The organism is Rickettsia endosymbiont of Urophora cardui, assembly GCF_964030725.1.
Taxonomy (GTDB): Bacteria; Pseudomonadota; Alphaproteobacteria; order Rickettsiales; family Rickettsiaceae; genus Rickettsia.
Map to the genome: position 1 here is coordinate 398215 of NZ_CAXIPY010000004.1, position 21178 is coordinate 419392.

Here is a 21178-nt window from a genome sequence, read left to right on the forward strand (position 1 = left end):
CAGCTATAAGCTGAGGGGTTATAAAGTGGAATCGATTAGAAATCGATCATCATTTACTGGCTCACCTTCTTGTTCATCAATATACTGCTGTATCATTTCGTCAGTAATATTACCTGAACTCACTGCCATATATCCTCTAGCCCAAAAATGATTACCCCAAAATTGTTTCCTTAAATGAGCAAATTCTTGCAATAATATTCTTGAGCTACTCCCTTTTAGATATTGTACAAGCTTACTTAAAGCCACTTGAGGACGGTATGAAATAAATATATGAACATGATCACAAGATACTTTACCTGAAATTATATATGCTTCATGTTCCATGCAAATTTGCCTTAATAAATCCCTGACTCTCTCAGCTACTTTTCCTACCAATGCTCTTTTTCTATACTTTGGTATCCATATAATATGTACTTTTAAATCATACTGGCTATGACTATTTTTTCTATAACTTCTCATATCTTTTTATAAATTCGTTGCTAAAGCAACTTCATTATATCTTCCCTTCGCCTGAAGGCGAGGGATTTTTTATCCCCGTAGGGGGACATTAAAGTAACCCTTATATTTATGCGGTAAGTAGTATAAATAATAGTTTTTAAAGTCCTTGCAAGGCGATAGATAAAAATATACGACTATTGTCATCAATTCTGCAAGACTTAATTTTCCTATTCTATGCCTTTGCTGATTTGTTGATAATAGACGGTGTTCTATCCATTCTTCATATATTTTACAAAAATTATCTACTAAATAATATACAGTTATGATACATCTTTTCATGTTGAGTTACTGATCTTTTAATGATGCTCCTCGCAGCAGAGCTACGAGGTATCTAAAAAAGTTTTAGTTGTTTCTTATGATATCACGAAGCAGAGCTTCGGGGAATTAAACCCTGAGAGATTAAAAAAATCTATCATAACTCAACATTAATCTCCTTTAAACCCTTTATCTATAAGCTTTCTATCTATCCCTTATCCTAAATTAGCGTTTATAAGGTTTTAAATTAATATAATATATAACTTAAAATTAACGCAAGAAGATTATTAAATAACATTTTATTTTTTGATTGGATGTGCGGTAACATATGCCGTTTCTAAATGCTTTATACTTGTTTTTGTATAGCTTTGTGTAGTTGAAAACTTTTATGTCCTAACAGCTCTTGAATAGAGCGTAAATCTGCCCCATTTTCTAGTAAATGCGAGGCAACACTATGCCTAAATCTGAAGTTTTGACAAAAAATTTTTATTAAAAAAAGTGGCGAGTGTATCAATCTATAATTTGTATTATATATCCAATAATTTACTTTAAATTGTAGAAATATCGCTTTTAAGCTGATAAAAGCACTAAATAGTCCGTCCGCCAAAACTCTACAAGCCTTATAGATAATATGGTTTTAAGACAAGAAGTAATACAACAATCCGTAAGAAAATGATAAAATATGGTCATAAACCTTATGGATTTCAGTCAATGCCAATAGACAACATTATCAAATCGCAAGAACAAGGGAAACTGTTTGGTTATAAATTAAAAGAAGAATTAAACCCAAATAATAAGCTATATAAATTAAGAGAATTAATAAATTGGTCTAGGCTCGAAGAGTGGTTATCAAAAAATGTTTGTATTAAGAAATTTGGTAGAAATAGAAAATGTCATAGAGTGATGCTTGGCATAACGATGCTACAAGCAATGTATAATTTTTCAGATTCATTATCAGAGGAAGAGCTAAAAGAGAATATGTATTGGCAGTATTTCTGCGGGTGGGAATATATAGAAAAAGACATAGCTATCTCGGAAACTAGTATACGACGGTTTCGTAGTGTATTAGGTGAAGCTGGATATAATGAGATATTATCGGAGTTGATCAGGGTTGGGATAAAAACTAACACAATTAAAAAAAAAGATTTGGAATTAATCATCGCTGATACGACTGTACAAATTAAGAATATCAAACACCCACACGATGTTTATTTAATGGATAAAGCTAGGCTTAGCATAGTAAAGCTTTGCAACAGTTTGGGTATACATTTGAATGAAACATACGCTAGAACCTATAAACGCGATATAGTAAAGCTATGGAAATATAAAGAACATAGTAAAGCCAAGAAGCGTTGGAAAATAATGAAGCATTTAAAAATATTACTGGGTCGTTTGATTAGAGTATGTGAGCGTGAGATCAAAAATAAGCAATTAAACTTGTCTCTCAAAAATCAAGAAGTATTGCAAAAAATAAAACAAATACATAACCAATCTGTTTTAAAAAGAGAAGCTAAAAAGCAATATAAAGAAGATAACAAAGTATTATATAGTTTTCATGCCCCTGAAGTAGAGTGTATAGGAAAGGGAAAACGCAACAAGCCATATGAGTTTGGCAATAAAGTAGCGGTAGTAGTAAGTGGTCGTAGAAATTTTGTTTTATCCGCAAAATCGTTTCATAATAATCCTTATGATGGTCATACATTGCATCAGAGCTTTGAAGCAGTAGAGAGTGTCACTGGAATCAAGATAAAGAAATCATTTGTTGATCTTGGGTATAGTGGTAGCAATGTAAAGGAGAAGAGTAAGGTATATACCCCAAAAACGCGGAAGAAGTTGTTACAAGAGGACAAGTCTATGATCAAGAGACGCAGTGCCATAGAACCAATAATAGGTCACTTAAAGCAATATGGTCGGATGGGTAGAAACTTCTTGAAAGGTATGATAGGAGATATTATCAATCCAATAATCTCTGCTATTGGTTTGAATTTACGATGCATTGCAAATCATTTACAAATCGTGTCTAACTCCACATAAATCAAAAATATCATCATGCAAAAACTAGATGAACGATAAAAAATCGTTAACAATAGCTCCATATCAAAATTAGACCAACACAGAAATGTATCAGTAAAAATTAACATAACTTATTAATTTTTATTGAAAATCTTAGCAATTTGTTGTCAAAACTCTATCCCATTACAAATGATCAGGATTTGAAGTGTTTTTGGCGGATAGACTAAATATTTAAAGATGAAGAACTCGGCCGCAAGCGACCGAGTTTCAAAACAGGTTAAACTGCTTTGTTTCTTTTTCAATTTTATCCATTGCGTTTAGTTGATTTTGGTATCCACACAAAGTGATACATTATTCTAAAAACATGATGACTATTACGCCTCAATTCCATTCTACTAAATTATAATATGCCAACGCTTATATTATAACGCTATCCATCTAGGGAGCAAGCTCCCTAGATTTTCGCTATGCGGTTAAATATTTAGTGCTTTTATCAGCTTAAAAGCGATATTTCTACAATTTAAAGTAAATTATTGGATATATAATACAAATTATAGATTGATACACTCGCCACTTTTTTTAATAAAAATTTTTTGTCAAAACTTCAGTTAATCATAAAGCAGAGATTATAGCTGTTAAAATAACAAAAGCAAATAGAGCTGATTTATCTGTTCTTGAATCTATAACTCAGAAGATAACAGGTAAGGTATTTGGTGATAAAGCATATATTTGTAAAGAGTTATGGTTTAAACTCTATTCTAGAAATTTAAGAATGATAACTAATATTAGCAAGGATATGAAGAATTATTTACTAGAATTAGAAGATAAAGCTATGTTACGTAAACGATCATTAATTGAATCAGTATTTAATATACTAAAAAATAGAATGAACCTAGAGCATATAAGGCATAGATCTCCTGTTAATTTCTTGGTGCATATTCTAGCTTGTGTTACTTCTTATGCTATCACTAAATCTCGTATAAAACTTGATGCTTTAGCTCCAGAACAACTTCTCTTATCCTAAATTGGCGTTATAAAAATTCTTTATGGCAGATAAAACACGGGCAATTGATGAAGTAACCAAATTATCACATTTTCTTTTAGCAAGCCAACTTCACATCAATCTTATATCTGCTGCCTTAATATAATCCATTGTGACGATATCCGAATTATAATAATTCATGAACTCAAGGAAATGTTTAAGATCATTATTATAGGAAATCATGGTATGATTAGAGTAATTTTTTTGCAAGCTGAGGTATTTTTGCCACTTAATTATTAATTCTTGTGTTTGTGTATCTAACTATTTATAAAGCTTAATTAATTTTAATATTAACTTACCATCTAACAATTATTGACTCGTAATTTTATAAATGTTAGCATGGACTAAGGGGTTAAGGGTTCTTAACAAACCCACAAAACACACAGTCACTTATATTTTACAAAGTTTAATTTATTTTTAGGAGAAAAATAATGTTAAATAATACACAATTTTTAGATTTTATGAAATCTTATATGAATCCTGAACTTTATATGAGTTCTTTAAAAAATATGCCTAATATAGATTTTTCATCTACCACCGGAACAATGCAAAGAGCTTTAAATATTTTAGTAACAACAAATCAAATGGCTACTGAAAGCATGCAAAATTTGCTTAAGAAAAACTCCGAAATGATACAACATAATGTTAATACCATTTTGAATTCTACTAAAGAAGCAATGGGTACTAATGATTTTAAGCAAGCTAGCGATTGTCACCAAAAATGTTTCAAATCTATTTATGAAACATCTATGAATAACGCTAAAGAAATTGCAAATATTGCCTATGAATCTTGGCTTTGTTGCATAAATAAGATTTGTAGAGCAAGAGTGGTGATAATCTGGTAAGATGTCCTGAATTAAAAATAATCCAGATTATATGAGATCTCGGAAGAAAGCCCCTTTTAGTAAATCACGCAAGTATTCTAAATATAAAATAACGAATTGGTCAGAATATAATAATTTTTTACGCAATAGGGGTCGCATAGATTTTATGATTGCCAGTGATTTGGCGATTGGCTGGTATGCTGTACAGAGAGGAAATGAAACGAGGAAGACCTAGACGCTATAGTGATCACGCTATATTACAGTGTTTGAAGATCAGATGCTTATTCGGTCTTAAGTTACGCCAAACCCAAGGCTTTATAAACTGGCTCTTTGAAATATCGGGTTTATCTATTAGATGTCCAGACTATACAACATTAAGTAAGCGTATGAAGTCATTAGATCTTAGGTATTTACATGGAAATCAAGATAAAGAATTTAGTTGTATTTCAATGGATAGTACAGGGATACAAGCCTACACAGGGAACGAATGGCTAGAAAATAAGCATGGTAAGCAATATAAGCGTCGCATATGGAAAAAGCTACATATCGTTATAGAAGATCAAGGTATGATACTTGCCGATAGTACCACAGAGCATACTATAGATGATAGATCACAGATTGGACTACTAATAGCTAATGTCAGAGCCAAGGATTTTCTGGGAGATCGAGGGTATGACGGTGAATCTACATATCAATTGTTGAGAAAGAAGAAGATAAAACCAGTTATTAGACCCCCAAACTCTTCAGTAAAAGTTCAATCGCTTAGGGATAAAACTGAGAGAGATGCAGCTGTTATATATCAACAAAACAAAGGATACCAAGCATGGAGGGTAAAGAATAATTATGGTAGAAGGGAGCGTGTAGAGAACACGTTCTTTCGATTTAAAACTTCTTTTGGTAGTAAGTTTCTATCAAGACATGATCAAAATATGACAAAAGAAATGTCTATTAAATGCCACTTATTAAACAAAATGTTTGAAATTGGTAAACCTATCTCTGTGCCTGTTGGCTAGGCTAGCATTGCGGGGTTAGGGGCAGTATATTCAAAAGCTTATTTATGCAACAAAGCCGTAACCCATAGCCAGCCTAAATTACGTATATGTTTTAAATTCTCCAACCCGCTATACCAAGCATCCATGACTATGGCATCAGGATTGAGACCTCTTTCTTTAGCTAAAGTAAGCATATCACAAAAATGCTCATTCTTTGTTTTACCATCAGTGTCTTTATCATATATTCTATAATCTACGGGAGTAGATTGAGCAATTTTAGTATTGTAATGTAGTAAGTTTACCATTCCTATACCAGGTATAACATCATGTACAGCTCCAGAATATTGATAACGTACAAGCTCAATCTTCTGACTGTATTGCTTTGATAATAAGGTGTCATCCCCCACTAATAAACACGGTGCTTCCCAATCTATATATTTTGACACTTCCTTATAGATTTCGCTAGGACGAAAATCCTTACTCTTTAACCATCGACTTGCACTATCGTGAGATAGATCTACTGGACTCACTTCAGATAATGCCTTGCTAGTATATCTGACACTACTTGCTTGTAAAAATGATTTATATAAGTCCTTGCTACATTTTGTTCTTGTCATTTTTATCTAAAACTATTTTTCTCTAGATTAACATACTTTTTGCTAAGTGCGAAACTCCTGCTATATTTACGTATTGTGCGTAATTCGCTTGGATACTTATTAATGTCAATACTTACGTGCCGTTTTTACACTCATACCTGCTTTTGCAGCAGAAATTATCTGATTATATTTTTTGATCTTTTGCATTAAAATACCTACCTGGTTATTTGTACATGTCATCAGTAATTCTCGAATAATATTTAAATATTTAAAAATAAATTTTTATTCGATTTTACTGTCCATAGTTACTTCTTTTTTATAGGTAATTTTAATGTTCGTTGAGGGTAATTCTAATATTCGTTAGTCAGCTGCCTGCATATACCATTCAAGTAATAAAACTAAATAACTCAGAACTCTTGGTTTTAGAGCTATAAAACGAGTATATGATGGAAGAGTTACAAAGTCTGATTTATATAATTGTAGATAGGACATATAAAAATATTTAAAGTTTTTACAAGGTGATTGATGGTATAAAAGCACTATTGTTAACAGCTCAGAATAGCTTATTTCAGGCTTTCTTGTAGGGTTTTTATTAATTAATGGTAGAAATGATTTATTAATCCACTGCTCGCTAATTTTACAAAAATCATCGACAAAACAAAATAATGCAGTAATATCTTTCTTCATGGGGATACTCTTGTTTTTTTGCTAAAAATTATATAGTCTATCCGCCAAAAACACTTCAAATCCTGATCATTTGTAATGGGATAGAGTTTTGACAACAAATTGCTAAGATTTTCAATAAAAATTAATAAGTTATGTTAATTTTTACTGATACATTTCTGTGTTGGTCTAATTTTGATATGGAGCTATTGTTAACGATTTTTTATCGTTCATCTAGTTTTTGCATGATGATATTTTTGATTTATGTGGAGTTAGACACGATTTGTAAATGATTTGCAATGCATCGTAAATTCAAACCAATAGCAGAGATTATTGGATTGATAATATCTCCTATCATACCTTTCAAGAAGTTTCTACCCATCCGACCATATTGCTTTAAGTGACCTATTATTGGTTCTATGGCACTGCGTCTCTTGATCATAGACTTGTCCTCTTGTAACAACTTCTTCCGCGTTTTTGGGGTATATACCTTACTCTTCTCCTTTACATTGCTACCACTATACCCAAGATCAACAAATGATTTCTTTATCTTGATTCCAGTGACACTCTCTACTGCTTCAAAGCTCTGATGCAATGTATGACCATCATAAGGATTATTATGAAACGATTTTGCGGATAAAACAAAATTTCTACGACCACTTACTACTACCGCTACTTTATTGCCAAACTCATATGGCTTGTTGCGTTTTCCCTTTCCTATACACTCTACTTCAGGGGCATGAAAACTATATAATACTTTGTTATCTTCTTTATATTGCTTTTTAGCTTCTCTTTTTAAAACAGATTGGTTATGTATTTGTTTTATTTTTTGCAATACTTCTTGATTTTTGAGCGACAAGTTTAATTGCTTATTTTTGATCTCACGCTCACATACTCTAATCAAACGACCCAGTAATATTTTTAAATGCTTCATTATTTTCCAACGCTTCTTGGCTTTACTATGTTCTTTATATTTCCATAGCTTTACTATATCGCGTTTATAGGTTCTAGCGTATGTTTCATTCAAATGTATACCCAAACTGTTGCAAAGCTTTACTATGCTAAGCCTAGCTTTATCCATTAAATAAACATCGTGTGGGTGTTTGATATTCTTAATTTGTACAGTCGTATCAGCGATGATTAATTCCAAATCTTTTTTTTTAATTGTGTTAGTTTTTATCCCAACCCTGATCAACTCCGATAATATCTCATTATATCCAGCTTCACCTAATACACTACGAAACCGTCGTATACTAGTTTCCGAGATAGCTATGTCTTTTTCTATATATTCCCACCCGCAGAAATACTGCCAATACATATTCTCTTTTAGCTCTTCCTCTGATAATGAATCTGAAAAATTATACATTGCTTGTAGCATCGTTATGCCAAGCATCACTCTATGACATTTTCTATTTCTACCAAATTTCTTAATACAAACATTTTTTGATAACCACTCTTCGAGCCTAGACCAATTTATTAATTCTCTTAATTTATATAGCTTATTATTTGGGTTTAATTCTTCTTTTAATTTATAACCAAACAGTTTCCCTTGTTCTTGCGATTTGATAATGTTGTCTATTGGCATTAACTGAAATCCATAAGGTTTATGACCATATTTTATCATTTTCTTACGGATTGTTGTATTACTTCTTGTCTTAAAACCATATTATCTATAAGGCTTGTAGAGTTTTGGCGGACGGACTATATAGAGTATCTTCTATCCCTTGTAAATACTTACTTCCAAACCTAGATTAATCCAGAATTCAGGTTAGAAGCAGTAAATAAGAATATTTCTGAAAATGTTCATCAAGCTTCTTCTAATATGCAAAATATGGCACAACAAGCACAAAAAAACGTATTTAATAAGAAAACCGTTTAGGTCTTGGCAGTCTATCCCAAACCATGCGGATCAACTCCGACCTTGTCATCCCGTGGCTTGTCCACGGGATCCAGTCGCTACATAACAATCCTATCCATTCCTCGCTTTTCTACTGAGCCAGTTTTGTAGATAAGAATCTGCAAGCTCAGTATCTTCTATAACGATTACATTTTCTGCATTACGTTTATCAGCAGCAGCAGTAAAATTAAATGAGCCGGTTATAACTTTCTTTTTATCGATAATTATAACTTTATTATGAGCAATACCCGGAACTTTATCTATTCCTACTTCAATTGTGGCTCGTTGTAATTCGTGTAATTTAGAAAATTTTTGCTTTAAATTACTACGATCAAGTAAGATTTTAACCTTTACACCACGTGCTTGAGCATCAATTAAAGCCGCAGTAATTAACGAATCGCTCATACCATATGCATGCATATAAATCGACTCTCTAGCTGTATCAATCTGATCTGCTATAAATTTAGTGCAACCTGATGGGGGAGTAAAACATGTACTAACTTTACTTCTAGAAAGCTGCGAAATATTGTAATGCTTTATTTTTGGAGGCGGTGTATGCGATATTTTGAACTGATTTATTAAATCAGTTCCATAATCTGAATATCCTAGAACACCTATTGCTATGCCTAAAATAAAGGCAATAAATATTTCCGTAAATTTTTTATTTTTTCTCTTCACAAACTTTTTTATTTTTTAACGTAACTTCCTGGTGCTGCTTCAATTGCTATTAAATTTTTATAATCTAAAGATTTTACTAGTTCAGTATTATTTTTGATAAGCCAATCAAGCCAGCATTCCCACCATGAGCCTTTATATTGTGTAGCTTTCAAAAGCCATTCTCTACTATTTAAACTTAATTAAGTCTATAATTATATTTAGTAGTTTTTGGAGGATTAACAACTCCTGCTACATGCCCTGAATCAGTTAAGCAAAAAATCTTATCACCATTTATTAATTTCATTCCATCATATATTGAACGCCAAGGTGCGATATGATCCTCCTTAGCTGCCACAAAGAAAGAATTACAATCAACTTTACCAAGATCTATCTTAGTTCCTAATACTTCTAAAATATTAGGCTCTTTTAGTAAATTACTATAATAAGTGTTTTGTAAATATTCTTGATACATTTTTGCCGGTAAATTTGTAGAATCAGCATTCCAATATAACAAATCAAACGGCATAGGATTTTTGCCAAGTAAATAATTATTTACAAAAAATGTCCAAATTAAATCGTTAGCTCTTAGTAAACTAAAGGTATTTGATAAATATTTTCCATCAAAATATCCTTTCAAATCCATATCCTCTTTAATATACTTCATCGTATTTTCATTAAAAAATACTCCAAGCTCACCAGGGCTAGTATAATCAAGCAAGATGGTAAAGAACGTAGCACTATTAGTACAATCTAGTTTTTTTACTTTTAACTGAAGTTTTGACAAAAAATTTTTATTAAAAAAAGTGGCGAGTGTATCAATCTATAATTTGTATTATATATCAAATAATTTACTTTCAATTGTAGAAATATCGCTTTTAAGCTGATAAAAGCACTAAATATTTAACTATGAAGAACTCGGCCGCAAGCGACCGAGTTTCAAAACAGGTTAAACTGCTTTGTTTCTTTTTCAATTTTATCCATTGCGTTTAGTTGATTTTGGTATCCACACAAAGTGATACATTATTCTAAAAACATGATGACTATTACGCCTCAATTCCATTCTACTAAATTATAATATGCCAACGCTTATATTATAACGCTATCCATCTAGGGAGCAAGCTCCCTAGATTTTCGCTATGCGGTTAAATATAAATTTTACTTTAGTCAGAAAAATTAGAATTTTTGTCAAAACTTCAGGTTCTTATCACTATTAATTAAATTTTGTGGTATTATACTACCCTTGCCCTGCATTAAATGCACGATCAGCTCTTGATATTTATCAGCTATTTCTTTGAAATTATTGATAATCGTTTCGTGTGGTATGTTGTACATAGTTCAGTTCCGGTGATGTTACTACGTCATTGCGAGGAGAAACTGTAAGTTTCGACGAAGCAATCTCAGGAATCTTATAACTCTATTTCATGAGATTGCCACGCTCCTTGCAGTCGCTCGCAATGACATATTATATCTCTAGACTATCCCACATATCATTTATTTTGTCGATAACTTCCTGATCCATTTCGATTTTTTTACCCCATTTTCTGTTTGTCTCAGGGTATATTTTATCTGTTGCATCTATTCCCATTTTGCTGCCAAGTCCTGACTCTGGTGATGCAAAATCTAAATAATCTATTGGAGAGTTTTCTATGAACGTTGTATCACGCTTTGGATCAACTCTTGTTGAGATTGCCCAAATTACTTCCTGCCAGTTACGAATATCGATATCATCATCGACAACAATAATAAATTTGCTATACATGAATTGCCGTAAATAAGACCAAACACCAAGCATTATTCTTTTAGCATGACCAGGATAAGATTTTTTAATTGATACTACCGCCACCCTATATGAACAACCTTCAGGGGGCAGCCAAAAATCAACAATTTCTGGATATTGTTGCTGAATAAGAGGGATAAAAATCTCATTTAATGCTTCACCAAGTATTGATGGCTCATCTGGCGGTTTGCCTGTATAAGTACTCAAATATACAGGATTTTTTTTCATCGTTATTGCTGTTACAGTAAATACTGGGAATTCTTCAACATCATTGTAATATCCGGTATGGTCGCCAAAAGGACCTTCGGGTAAATACTCATCTAGACTAACATACCCCTCAAGCACTATTTCGCTATGTGCTGGAACTTTTAAATCAATGGTTTTACACTTTACCAATTCTATTTTTTCATTACCAAGTAATCCAGCAAAATTATATTCCGAAATATTTTCCGGTATCGGCATTACTGCTGCCATAGTTACTGCCGGATTTGCCCCAATAACGATAGCAGCTGGAAAAGGCTCTCTTTTTACTCCTTTCCAACGTTTATGATGCTCTGCACCACCCCGCAGCTTAAGCCATCGCATCAATAATTTATTTTCCGAAATAACCTGCATTCTATATATGCCGAGATTATAATTATCAACCTTTTCATCGGTTGGTCCTTTAGTTACAACTATAGGCCAAGTAATTAAAGGTGAAACATCAAGAGACCAACATTTTTGGATTGGTAATATATTAAGGTCAGGCTTGTCGATAATAATCTCATGGCAAGCGGCTTTTGAAACTGTTTTAGGCGACATAGCAAAGATACGCTTTGCTAGCGGTAACATCGATAATGTTTCTTTAAAAGATGATGGTGGTTGCGGTTGTTTAAGAAATGCAAGTAAAACTCCTAGCTCTCTTAATTCCTGAATATTCTGAAGCTTAAGCCCCATATAAATACGATTGATACTAGCATAAAGGTTGGTTAAAACAGGTATTGTAGATTTACTGCCGTCAGATTTTATAACATTCTCAAAAAGTAAAGCAGGACCATTTTGCTCCAATGCTCTTCTGCTGATTTCAGTAATTTCTAGATCGGTTTTAACTTCAACAGAAATACGCTTTAATTCAACGTTTTTTTCTAACAATTTCAAAAACTCGGGTAAATCTCTAAAGCTCATATTTTATTCATAAGTAAATAAGGGGTTCTTACATAGCGAAGCTAATAAAGAGGAATTTGTAGGAAACACGGCACGCAGTACCAAAAGTACGTGAGGATACGAAGTTACCTTCTTGACGTCCAAATTACCTTTAGAAGCGAGTTATGTCTTCACTTTCATATCATTTTGCTTGATCGTATAGTTAATCAATTCATCAATTATAGAATTTTTAATAGTGTGTACTATATTTTTTTCTGAGTTAGTTCTAATATTTTTAGCCACCTGCTCATCTATATTTGTAGATTTAATATGGGCAAAATATAAGTCATCACCTACTTGAAATACAGGAGTATTAGCACCTATTTTAGTGTTAAAAATGGATAATAATATTTCAGGAGTTAGCATCTGATCATTTTCCATTTCTGATCTTATATAAGTTTTGTTACGTATTTTAGCATTTGATGCTTTATCTTCTGTATCAAAATTATCTTCTTTTGCTAAATCTTTCATAATTTTTATATTCAGATCGGCAAGATATTGCTTTATCCAAGTGCTATTTATCTGTTCTTTAATACTATCAAATTCAGGTATTTTTGCTGGATTTATAGATTTTAATTCAACAAGTACTAGATAGCTTTTATCTTCTGCCTCAATCGGATAAGATAATTCTCCCTCACTAAGCTCAAAAATACTATCGGCATTTTCGGCAATTATTTTGTCTTCGATCAAATCGGCATAGCTTATATTATTGATATTGTTAATAGGCAGCTCATATTTTTCTGCGATTTCAACTAAGCTAGAACCAGCTGCAACATCATCTTCTAAGTTTTTAGCAAGCTCCATATTTAGTATATCAATTTTTTGAGATTCTATTTGTTCATATAATTGCTTTTGTACATCCTCAAAACTTTGTTCTCCCAATTCCTCTTTATTCTCATTATAAAATTCTAATAATTCTTCTTTAGTAACTTGGATTTTCTTTTGTAAGTTTTCAGTAGTAACTTTTATATATGAAAAGCTACGCTTCTCTGGTATTTCAAATGAAGATTTGTTATTTTGATAAAAATCCTTTAATTCTTGATCAGAAGGAACTGGGATTTGTAAATCTTTTGGCTTGTTTTGTAGATTCATTTGTACTAATTCTACTTCTCTTTTTTCAGCCATATAATTTACTATATTATCAGTCATGGCTTTCGGAACATAAAAGCTATCTAAAAAAGTACCAGCAAAAATATTTTTTAAGGCTTTTTCTTTAAAATGTACTAAATATTTTTCTTCATCTGTATAAGAATTTCTAAAATAAGTTTTAAAAAGTTTTATATCGAAAATTCCTTGATCATTTTTAAAAACTGGTGATTCTTTTACTAAATTTTTTACAGTATCATCACTTATATCAAAATCATAATAGCTAACTAGATAATCTAAGATATTCTCAAAAACAAGCCTTTTTAAGATTCTATTATCTATATTTAATTGTGCTATTTCTTCTTCCGTTAGGCTCACTCCTACTTGTTTAGATATAGCGTTAATTTCTAAAGATTTTGCCCGCAGGAAATCTTCTTGCGATATGTTTTTCGCATGAGAAAAAGTTACGATATCGCCCCCACCTCCTCTTCCATGTAATACATCTTTAATGCCAAAGCCAACAAAGGCAAAAACGATCATTGCGAATAAAACCCGCATTATAAAACTATCGGCAGTTTTTCTAATATTATTTAACATAATTTTTTATTTAAAATTCTTAACGCCAATTTAGGATAAGAGAAGTTGTTCTGGAGCTAAAGCATCAAGTTTTATACGAGATTTAGTGATAGCATAAGAAGTAACACAAGCTAGAATATGCACCAAGAAATTAACAGGAGATCTATGCCTTGTATGCTCTAGGTTCATTCTATTTTTTAGTATATTAAATACTGATTCAAAAATGATGCTCCTCGCAGCAGAGCTACGAGGTATCTATCCAAACAGCTTTAACTGTTTTTGTTGAAACGCTTTATAAGAAGGTTTGCCTGAACCTTGATTCTGTACATAATTACGTAATTTCTGCTCATCACCATGTTTACCTACTGTGCTCATAAAATATCCTTTACTCCAAAACTCACTTCCCCATAATTTTTCTTTAAGATTTGGATATTTCTCAAACATTTTCTTAGTAAGTAATACTTTTTATGATTTGAGTTATTTTTGTTGGGCTATACATTGGTATTGACTGTAATAAAAAATGTACGTGATCTTTATCTACTCCTATTTCTAAAAATCTAATTTCATAACGATCTTCTATGTGCTCACAAATTTTACACAAATAATCATCTAGTTCTTGATTGAATATTACTCTTCTATACTTTGCCGGCGTTACTAAATGATATATTAGTACTGTGACATTATGACTCTTATGTATATAACTGCTTTCTGCCATTCAAGTAGTATATAACGAAGCAGAGCTTCGGGGAATTAAACCATGATAGATTAATGATCGTTTACGTAACATAGCTTTATCTTCTAATTCTAGTCAATAATTCTTCATATCCTTGCGAATATTAGTTATCATTCTTAAATTTCTAGAATAGAGTTTAAACCATAACTCTTTACAAATATATGCTTTATCACCAAATACCTTACCTGTTATCTTCTGAGTTATAGATTCAAGAACAGATAAATCAGCTCTATTTGCTTTTGTTATTTTAACAGCTATAATCTCTGCTTTATGATTAATGATTAAATGTAATTTAAATCCCATAAACCAACCATAACTACTCATCCCAACTTTGGCAATTTTACCAAAAACTCTATTACTAGAAGTGCGCTTAGCATGACAAATAGATAGTTTTGTTGAATCAATAAAATATATTCCTGTATCTTCACCTCGTAGTAATTGCAACATTATTGACAATGGCAATATTAACCTTGGCCATAATTGCACTATTCTACTATAACATGGTAAATTAAAGTAACCCTTATATTTATGCGGTAAGTAGTATAAATAATAGTTTTTAAAGTCCTTGCAAGGCGATAGATAAAAATATATGACTATTGTCATCAATTCTGCAAGACTTAATTTTCCTATCCTATGCCTTTGCTGATTTGTTGATAATAGACGGTGTTCTATCCATTCTTCATATATTTTACAAAAATTATCTACTAAATAATATACAGTTATGATACATCTTTTCATGTTGAGTTACTGATCTTTTATTAAAAAAATCTATCATAACTCAACATTAATCTCCTTTAAACCCTTTATCTATAAGCTTTCTATCTATCCCTTATCCTAAATTAGCGTTCTTAGTGTCATCTTGTACATTATAAAGCAAAAAAACCTACATAGTCAAACTATATAGTTGGTAAATTCTAGTATTAATTAAGCCAGATTTATATTTTCTTCCCATACCTCATTGGGTGTTTTATAACCGAGCACTTTTCTTGGTAAATTATTTAAAAAATCCTCAATTTCTTGTAATTGCTTTATTGTTAATTTTTTTATATCTAAAGATTTAGAGTATACTCTGTGCACCATTGAGTTAATCTTCTCTATCAATGGTTTTTGCCATGGAGAATAAGGATTGCAAAAATATACTTTTCGTTCAGATTTTGGCAATAGTTGTTCATGATTGGTAAATTCTTTGCCATTATCTAACGTTATGCTTTTGATTATATGCGACAATTGTTTAAGTTTTTTATTCATGTTACCAATCACATCTTGTGTTCTTTTTGAACGGTTTAAAGTGAGAAACACTTTTTGTGTTCTGATATCCACAAGAGCGCCTATATTACGACTTTGATTACCTTTGTTAAAAGTTAAATCACCTTCTAAATGACCTATTGCTGCTATCTTTCTATTTATCTCTGGTCTTTCAGTAATGGAAACTCGATTTGGTATTGTAATTCTTTTGTTTCTGATTCTTGTACCATGATGCAACCTATTTTTCCTTTTTCTTGCTAAAGATAAATATAATTTTTGCCTTTGTGCTATAGGAGATGTATAAATAAACTGGTATATACTCTCTGTAGAAATATTGACAGTATCTCGTGATAGTTTACGTCTACCTGAAATTATATCTGGTGAAATACCCTGTGTTAACTGCTTTATTATTTCTGCTCGTAAATTATTATCAATATCTAATTTTCTTTTTCTCTTACCTTGCCTTAAACTGCAAGCAAGTGTGTTAGCCCTATCTGGTCTATAATTATGCCTCATTCTCTTGAGTTCATAACATATAGTGCTTTTATCACGGCCAATCTTTGTCCCTATATATCGCGAGCTATAACCACTCTTATTCATTTCGTATATTTTAAATCTTTCATCTATCGTTAAATGAGCCATGATATATCTATATTTAAATGATGCTCCTCGCAGCAGAGCTACGAGGTATCTAAAAAAGTTTTAGTTGTTTCTTATGATATCACGAAGCAGAGCTTCGGGGAATTAAACCCTGAGAGATTAAAAATTGATTATATCTGGCTTAATTAATTATAGAACTTTCCGTTTTTTTATTACGTATGTGTCATGCCGTATGGATCAATTTTCCCGTCATTGCGAGGAAATTACGAAGTAACTTGTACGTACGCAATCTTAGGATGCTTGACAAGATTGCCACGTCGATACTTTGTATCTCCTCGCAATGACAGGGAAACCGATGCACACGAACAAGCCACCACGGGATGACATCATACTAGAAACTGAAGTTTTGACAAAAATTCTAATTTTTCTGACTAAAGTAAAAATTTATATTTAAAGTTAAATATTTAGTGCTTTTATCAGCTTAAAAGCGATATTTATACAATTTAAAGTAAATTATTTGATATATAATACAAATTATAGATTGATACACTCGCCACTTTTTTTAATCTCTCAGGGTTTAATTCCCCGAAGCTCTGCTTCGTGATATACTACTTGAATGGAAGAAAGCAGTTATATACATAAGAGTCATAATGTCACAGTACTCATATATCATTTAGTAACGCCGGCAAAGTATAGAAGAGTAATATTCAATCAAGAACTAGATGATTATTTGTGTAAAATTTGTGAGCACATAGAAGATCGTTATGAAATTAGATTTTTAGAAATAGGAGTAGATAAAGATCACGTACATTTTTTATTACAGTCAATACCAATGTATAGCCCAACAAAAATAACTCAAATCATAAAAAGTATTACTTCTAAGAAAATGTTTGAGAAATATCCAAATCTTAAAGAAAAATTATGGGGAAGTGAGTTTTGGAGTAAAGGATATTTTATGAGCACAGTAGGTAAACATGGTGATGAGCAGAAATTACGTAATTATGTACAGAATCAAGGTTCAGGCAAACCTTCTTATAAAGCATTTCAACAAAAACAGTTAAAGCTTTTTGGATAGATACCTCGTAGCTCTGCTGCGAGGAGCATCATTAAAAATTTTTTGTCAAAACTTCAGTTGTATGGATACTTAAATCGTCAGTGCAAGGAAAAAATGACGTTGTTGTATGACTTGAAAAATGCCGCCACGGGATGACGCCGAGAGCGTTTTTCGATACACGCAACAATACTTTTTCACAATAACGACTCTTGAGTCGCACAATAGTATTTTTAGTAAGGAATAATCGAGAAATAAGGACGGTGACCCCTACGGGACTCGAACCCGTGTTCCCACCGTGAAAGGGTGGTGTCCTAACCGCTAGACGAAGGGGCCTTTAAGAAACGTTATTATAATCTGTCATTCCCGCAAGGCATCGCCTGCGTGTATTAGCCCTATCTTTGTCATCCCATGAGCTTGTAGCGGAATCCAGTTAAAAATACTAATTTTAGTATTTTTCATTATTTTTTCTGGATGCCGCGATCAAGTCGCGGGATGACAGAGGAAAAACCGATCCACTTAAGCAAGCCTTACGGGGTGACAGATAATATAACAATGTACTTTAATTACAATAACTTCAAAGGTTTTATACAATATCTTTTTAAGTATTGCAAGCAAAATTATAGATTTACTTTAAGTTTAATACTATAGCTTATTTCACTAAGGTCCTTACATGGTGGTAATGTTTAATATTTCATATAATAAGGCATCCCACAAATTTAGTGTCAGTATCTTAATGGATTAAGCTATACCTTGATGGCTATGATAACGTTTATTCAAATAATAGTTATAATCCAACGAAATAATCGTATTCTTAACACTTCCTATAATTCCGCCACCTAAATTATAGGCTGTTTTTGCTTGTTTCGGTATTACTGAAGTTTTGACAAAAATTCTAATTTCTCTGACTAAAGTAAAAATTTATATTTAAAGTTAAATATTTAGTGCTTTTATCAGCTTAAAAGCGATATTTATACAATTTAAAGTAAATTATTTGATATATAATACAAATTATAGATTGATACACTCGCCACTTTTTTTAATCTCTCAGGGTTTAATTCCCCGAAGCTCTGCTTCGTGATATACTACTTGAATGGAAGAAAGCAGTTATATACATAAGAGTCATAATGTCACAGTACTAATATATCATTTAGTAACGCCGGCAAAGTATAGAAGAGTAATATTCAATCAAGAACTAGATGATTATTTGTGTAAAATTTGTGAGCACATAGAAGATCGTTATGAAATTAGATTTTTAGAAATAGGAGTAGATAAAGATCACGTACATTTTTTATTACAGTCAATACCAATGTATAGCCCAACAAAAATAACTCAAATCATAAAAAGTATTACTTCTAAGAAAATGTTTGAGAAATATCCAAATCTTAAAACCTGAATTCTGGATTAATCTAGGTTTGGAAGTAAGTATTTACAAGGGATAGAAGATACTCTATATAATTTTTAGCAAAAAAACAAGAGTATCCCCATGAAGAAAGATATTACTGCATTATTTTGTTTTGTCGATGATTTTTGTAAAATTAGTGACTAACGAATATTAGAATTACCCTCAACGAACATTAAAATTACCTATAAAAAAGAAGTAACTATGGACAGTAAAATCGAATAAAAATTTATTTTTAAATATTTAAATATTATTCGAGAATTACTGATGACATGTACAAATAACCAAGTAGGTATTTTAATGCAAAAGATCAAAAAATATAATCAGATAATTTCTGCTGCAAAAGCAGGTATGAGTGTAAAAACGGCACGTAAGTATTTACGTATTAATAAGTATCCAAGCGCATTACGCACAATACGTCAATATAGGACACGTAAGGATCCATTTGTGAAGCACTGGGATGAAATAGAATCAATGCTAGAATCAGCACCGGAGTTGCAAGCAACTACCATATTAGCATATTTGACAGAAAAGTATCATGGGAATTATAATGGGAAGCAATTACGCTGTTTGCAGAAAAGGTTGAAACAATGGAGAGCTGCACATGGTAAGGATAAGAACCTGAATTCTGGATTAGCTAATTTTGAGATATAGCAGGTTTGTTAGGTTTCATACAGTATGCAATTAGGGCGGATAAGATATGTACAAAGGCATTCCAAATTGATCTATGTCTTGTATGTTCGATCTCGAAAGCACCCTTCAGCTGTAATAGTTGAGATTATATCTTACATTTAGTAAAATAAATTAATTATTAAATGGAGATAAAGAATGAACTTAAATCAAAAAATAATAAAACCAAAATTAGGTTTACTTGAATTAGCTAAGAGCCTTGGTAGTATATCATCAGCATGTAAAGCGATGGGATATAGTAGAGATAGTTATTACAGATTTAAAGAACTGTATGAAACTGGTGGCGAAGAAGCGTTGTATGAAATTAGTCGAAGAAAGCCAATAATAGCGAATAGAGTTGATCCTGCTGTAGAGAAAGCAGTACTAGATATGGCAATAGAATATCCAGCATATGGTCAGCTAAGAGTATCAAATGAGCTTAAAAAGACAGGTGTACTTGTATCACCTGGGGGAGTAAGATCAATTTGGTTACGTAATGATTTAAACAACATCAGTAAAAGACTTAAAGCATTAGAAGCAAAAATGGCTCAAGATGGTATTGTGCTTACTGAGGCACAATTACAAGTGCTAGAGAAGCGTCGTAATGAAAAAGAAGCTCATGGAGAAATTGAGACACAGCATCCAGGGTATCTAGGATGCCAAGATACATATTATGTAGGCAACTTTAAGGGTATAGGTAAGGTTTATTCTCAGGTATTTATTGATAGCTACAGCAGAGTAGCTGATGTTAAACTATATACTGATAAAACAGCTTTAACTGCTGCTGATATGCTTAATGACCGAGTGTTACCATGGTATGAGACTCAAGGGATACCAATACTTCGTATTCTGACAGATCGTGGGTCAGAATATAAGGGGAATATAGAGCATCATGCTTTTGAATTATTTCTAAGTATCGAAGGTATAGAGCATACTACTACTAAAGCATATTCTCCTCAAACAAACGGTATGTGTGAGCGTTTTAATAAAACCATGAAACAAGAATTCTTTGATACAGCTATGCGGAAAAAGATTTATACAGCTCTTGATGACCTACAATTAGATCTTGATATCTGGCTAGAGTATTTCAATAATGAAAGACCTCATTCTGGTAAATATTGTTATGGAAAAACTCCTATGCAAACTTTTAAGGATAGTAAGAAATTAGCTGTTGAAAAGAATAATGAAATCTTGTATCTTGAATATGTATCTGACAGTCAAAATTTAACTGACAATCAGGGGCAAAATTTATAGTGTCTGTAAGATCAAATCTTAACTTCTACAAGATTCCAAGAAAGCAATTGATCGTACATATATTAGACAGAATGCTAATAACCGACCAGTTGCGGGTTATGAATATAGTGTAGTTTGCATCGGTGCTCAGCCTAAATGGTCTGTACCAATATCTATAAATAGAGTA

The 21178-nt window shown here is 31.9% G+C and carries 16 protein-coding genes, 1 tRNA gene and 11 pseudogenes; 9 read left to right on the forward strand and 19 right to left on the reverse strand.

Annotated features, from left to right (window positions below; genetic code table 11):
• Positions 1-18 precede the first annotated feature (18 nt).
• The 3 genes and pseudogenes from tnpA (AAHI98_RS05290) to AAHI98_RS05300 all read right to left on the reverse strand — a co-directional run.
• Positions 19-459 (reverse strand): IS200/IS605 family transposase, encoded by a 441-nt coding sequence (gene tnpA, locus AAHI98_RS05290; protein WP_342225002.1) that lies wholly within the window; start codon positions 457-459, stop codon positions 19-21.
• 81 nt (positions 460-540) lie between these two features.
• Positions 541-777: pseudogene (locus tag AAHI98_RS05295) on the reverse strand (IS982 family transposase); the annotation flags it as partial.
• Positions 778-1052: 275 nt separating this feature from the next.
• Positions 1053-1216 (reverse strand): annotated as a pseudogene (locus AAHI98_RS05300) (tyrosine-type recombinase/integrase); the annotation flags it as partial.
• Between the two features lie 209 nt (positions 1217-1425).
• Between AAHI98_RS05300 and AAHI98_RS05305 the strand changes: the two are divergent.
• Together AAHI98_RS05305 and AAHI98_RS05310 are read left to right on the forward strand one after the other, a co-directional pair.
• Positions 1426-2787 carry an IS5 family transposase gene (locus tag AAHI98_RS05305; protein ID WP_342224717.1) on the forward strand — a complete coding sequence of 454 codons (1362 nt, stop codon included), beginning with the start codon at positions 1426-1428 and terminating at the stop codon, positions 2785-2787.
• 592 nt (positions 2788-3379) lie between these two features.
• Positions 3380-3790, forward strand: a pseudogene (locus AAHI98_RS05310) (transposase); the annotation flags it as partial.
• 9 nt (positions 3791-3799) lie between these two features.
• Here AAHI98_RS05310 and AAHI98_RS05315 read toward each other — a convergent pair.
• Positions 3800-4045: pseudogene (locus tag AAHI98_RS05315) on the reverse strand (site-specific integrase); the annotation flags it as partial.
• A 194-nt stretch (positions 4046-4239) separates the two neighbouring features.
• Between AAHI98_RS05315 and AAHI98_RS05320 the strand changes: the two are divergent.
• The 3 genes from AAHI98_RS05320 to AAHI98_RS05330 are packed head-to-tail and all read left to right on the forward strand — an operon-like array spanning position 4240 to position 5645.
• Positions 4240-4653: a phasin family protein gene (locus tag AAHI98_RS05320; RefSeq protein ID WP_342225242.1), complete on the forward strand. Its 414-nt coding sequence runs from the start codon at positions 4240-4242 to the stop codon at positions 4651-4653.
• A 31-nt stretch (positions 4654-4684) separates the two neighbouring features.
• Complete coding sequence (locus tag AAHI98_RS05325; RefSeq protein ID WP_342225243.1) at positions 4685-4867, forward strand: hypothetical protein; 183 nt, start codon at positions 4685-4687, stop codon at positions 4865-4867.
• Positions 4830-5645 (forward strand): IS5 family transposase, encoded by an 816-nt coding sequence (locus tag AAHI98_RS05330; protein WP_342225244.1) that lies wholly within the window; start codon positions 4830-4832, stop codon positions 5643-5645. Before AAHI98_RS05325 ends, AAHI98_RS05330 begins: the two co-directional genes overlap by 38 nt.
• 50 nt (positions 5646-5695) lie before the next feature.
• On the opposite strand, the pseudogene AAHI98_RS05335 reads toward AAHI98_RS05330, so the two are convergent.
• The 13 genes and pseudogenes from AAHI98_RS05335 to AAHI98_RS05390 all read right to left on the reverse strand — a co-directional run.
• A pseudogene (locus AAHI98_RS05335) lies at positions 5696-6241 on the reverse strand (transposase); the annotation flags it as partial.
• Between the two features lie 345 nt (positions 6242-6586).
• Positions 6587-6907: pseudogene (locus AAHI98_RS05340) on the reverse strand (IS982 family transposase); the annotation flags it as partial.
• A 238-nt stretch (positions 6908-7145) separates the two neighbouring features.
• The gene (locus tag AAHI98_RS05345) at positions 7146-8507 is read right to left on the reverse strand and encodes an IS5 family transposase (protein ID WP_342225246.1); all 1362 of its coding nucleotides are present in this window, start codon (positions 8505-8507) and stop codon (positions 7146-7148) included.
• A 345-nt stretch (positions 8508-8852) separates the two neighbouring features.
• Entirely contained in the window at positions 8853-9458 is a 606-nt protein-coding gene (locus AAHI98_RS05350; protein ID WP_342225247.1) for a phospholipase D family nuclease, read from the reverse strand.
• Positions 9459-9466: 8 nt separating this feature from the next.
• Positions 9467-9610, reverse strand: a complete 144-nt coding sequence (locus AAHI98_RS05355; RefSeq protein WP_342225248.1) for a hypothetical protein — start codon at positions 9608-9610, stop codon at positions 9467-9469.
• A gap of 23 nt (positions 9611-9633) precedes the next feature.
• Complete coding sequence (locus AAHI98_RS05360; protein WP_342225249.1) at positions 9634-10221, reverse strand: alpha/beta fold hydrolase; 588 nt, start codon at positions 10219-10221, stop codon at positions 9634-9636.
• Between the two features lie 410 nt (positions 10222-10631).
• A pseudogene (locus AAHI98_RS05365) lies at positions 10632-10769 on the reverse strand (poly(3-hydroxyalkanoate) synthetase); the annotation flags it as partial.
• 130 nt (positions 10770-10899) lie between these two features.
• Positions 10900-12378, reverse strand: coding sequence for a UbiD family decarboxylase (locus tag AAHI98_RS05370; RefSeq protein WP_342225250.1), 1479 nt, complete (start codon positions 12376-12378; stop codon positions 10900-10902).
• A 141-nt stretch (positions 12379-12519) separates the two neighbouring features.
• Positions 12520-14079: a SurA N-terminal domain-containing protein gene (locus AAHI98_RS05375; RefSeq protein WP_342225251.1), complete on the reverse strand. Its 1560-nt coding sequence runs from the start codon at positions 14077-14079 to the stop codon at positions 12520-12522.
• Positions 14080-14109: 30 nt separating this feature from the next.
• Positions 14110-14292: pseudogene (locus AAHI98_RS18525) on the reverse strand (IS982 family transposase); the annotation flags it as partial.
• Positions 14293-14313: 21 nt separating this feature from the next.
• A pseudogene (tnpA, locus tag AAHI98_RS05380) lies at positions 14314-14773 on the reverse strand (IS200/IS605 family transposase).
• Between the two features lie 96 nt (positions 14774-14869).
• Positions 14870-15529, reverse strand: a pseudogene (locus AAHI98_RS05385) (IS982 family transposase); the annotation flags it as partial.
• Between the two features lie 186 nt (positions 15530-15715).
• Entirely contained in the window at positions 15716-16678 is a 963-nt protein-coding gene (locus tag AAHI98_RS05390; RefSeq protein ID WP_342224646.1) for an IS30 family transposase, read from the reverse strand.
• Between the two features lie 574 nt (positions 16679-17252).
• On the opposite strand from AAHI98_RS05390, the gene tnpA (AAHI98_RS05395) reads away from it, so the two are divergent.
• The gene (gene tnpA, locus AAHI98_RS05395) at positions 17253-17711 is read left to right on the forward strand and encodes an IS200/IS605 family transposase (RefSeq protein WP_342224823.1); all 459 of its coding nucleotides are present in this window, start codon (positions 17253-17255) and stop codon (positions 17709-17711) included.
• Between the two features lie 240 nt (positions 17712-17951).
• On the opposite strand, the gene AAHI98_RS05400 is transcribed toward tnpA (AAHI98_RS05395), so the two are convergent.
• Positions 17952-18023 (reverse strand) — tRNA-Glu (locus AAHI98_RS05400).
• Between the two features lie 757 nt (positions 18024-18780).
• Between AAHI98_RS05400 and tnpA (AAHI98_RS05405) the strand changes: the two genes are divergently transcribed.
• Positions 18781-19083, forward strand: coding sequence for an IS200/IS605 family transposase (tnpA, locus tag AAHI98_RS05405; RefSeq protein WP_342225253.1), 303 nt, complete (start codon positions 18781-18783; stop codon positions 19081-19083).
• Positions 19084-19356: 273 nt separating this feature from the next.
• The gene (locus AAHI98_RS05410; protein ID WP_342225254.1) at positions 19357-19743 is read left to right on the forward strand and encodes a hypothetical protein; all 387 of its coding nucleotides are present in this window, start codon (positions 19357-19359) and stop codon (positions 19741-19743) included.
• Here the strand turns inward: AAHI98_RS05410 and AAHI98_RS18530 are convergent.
• Positions 19727-19852, reverse strand: a pseudogene (locus tag AAHI98_RS18530) (IS982 family transposase); the annotation flags it as partial. The gene AAHI98_RS05410 and the pseudogene AAHI98_RS18530 sit on opposite strands and share 17 nt — an antisense overlap.
• A 65-nt stretch (positions 19853-19917) precedes the next feature.
• On the opposite strand from AAHI98_RS18530, the gene AAHI98_RS05415 reads away from it, so the two are divergent.
• Entirely contained in the window at positions 19918-21012 is a 1095-nt protein-coding gene (locus AAHI98_RS05415) for an IS481 family transposase (RefSeq protein WP_342224693.1), read from the forward strand.
• Positions 21013-21178: the final 166 nt, after the last annotated feature.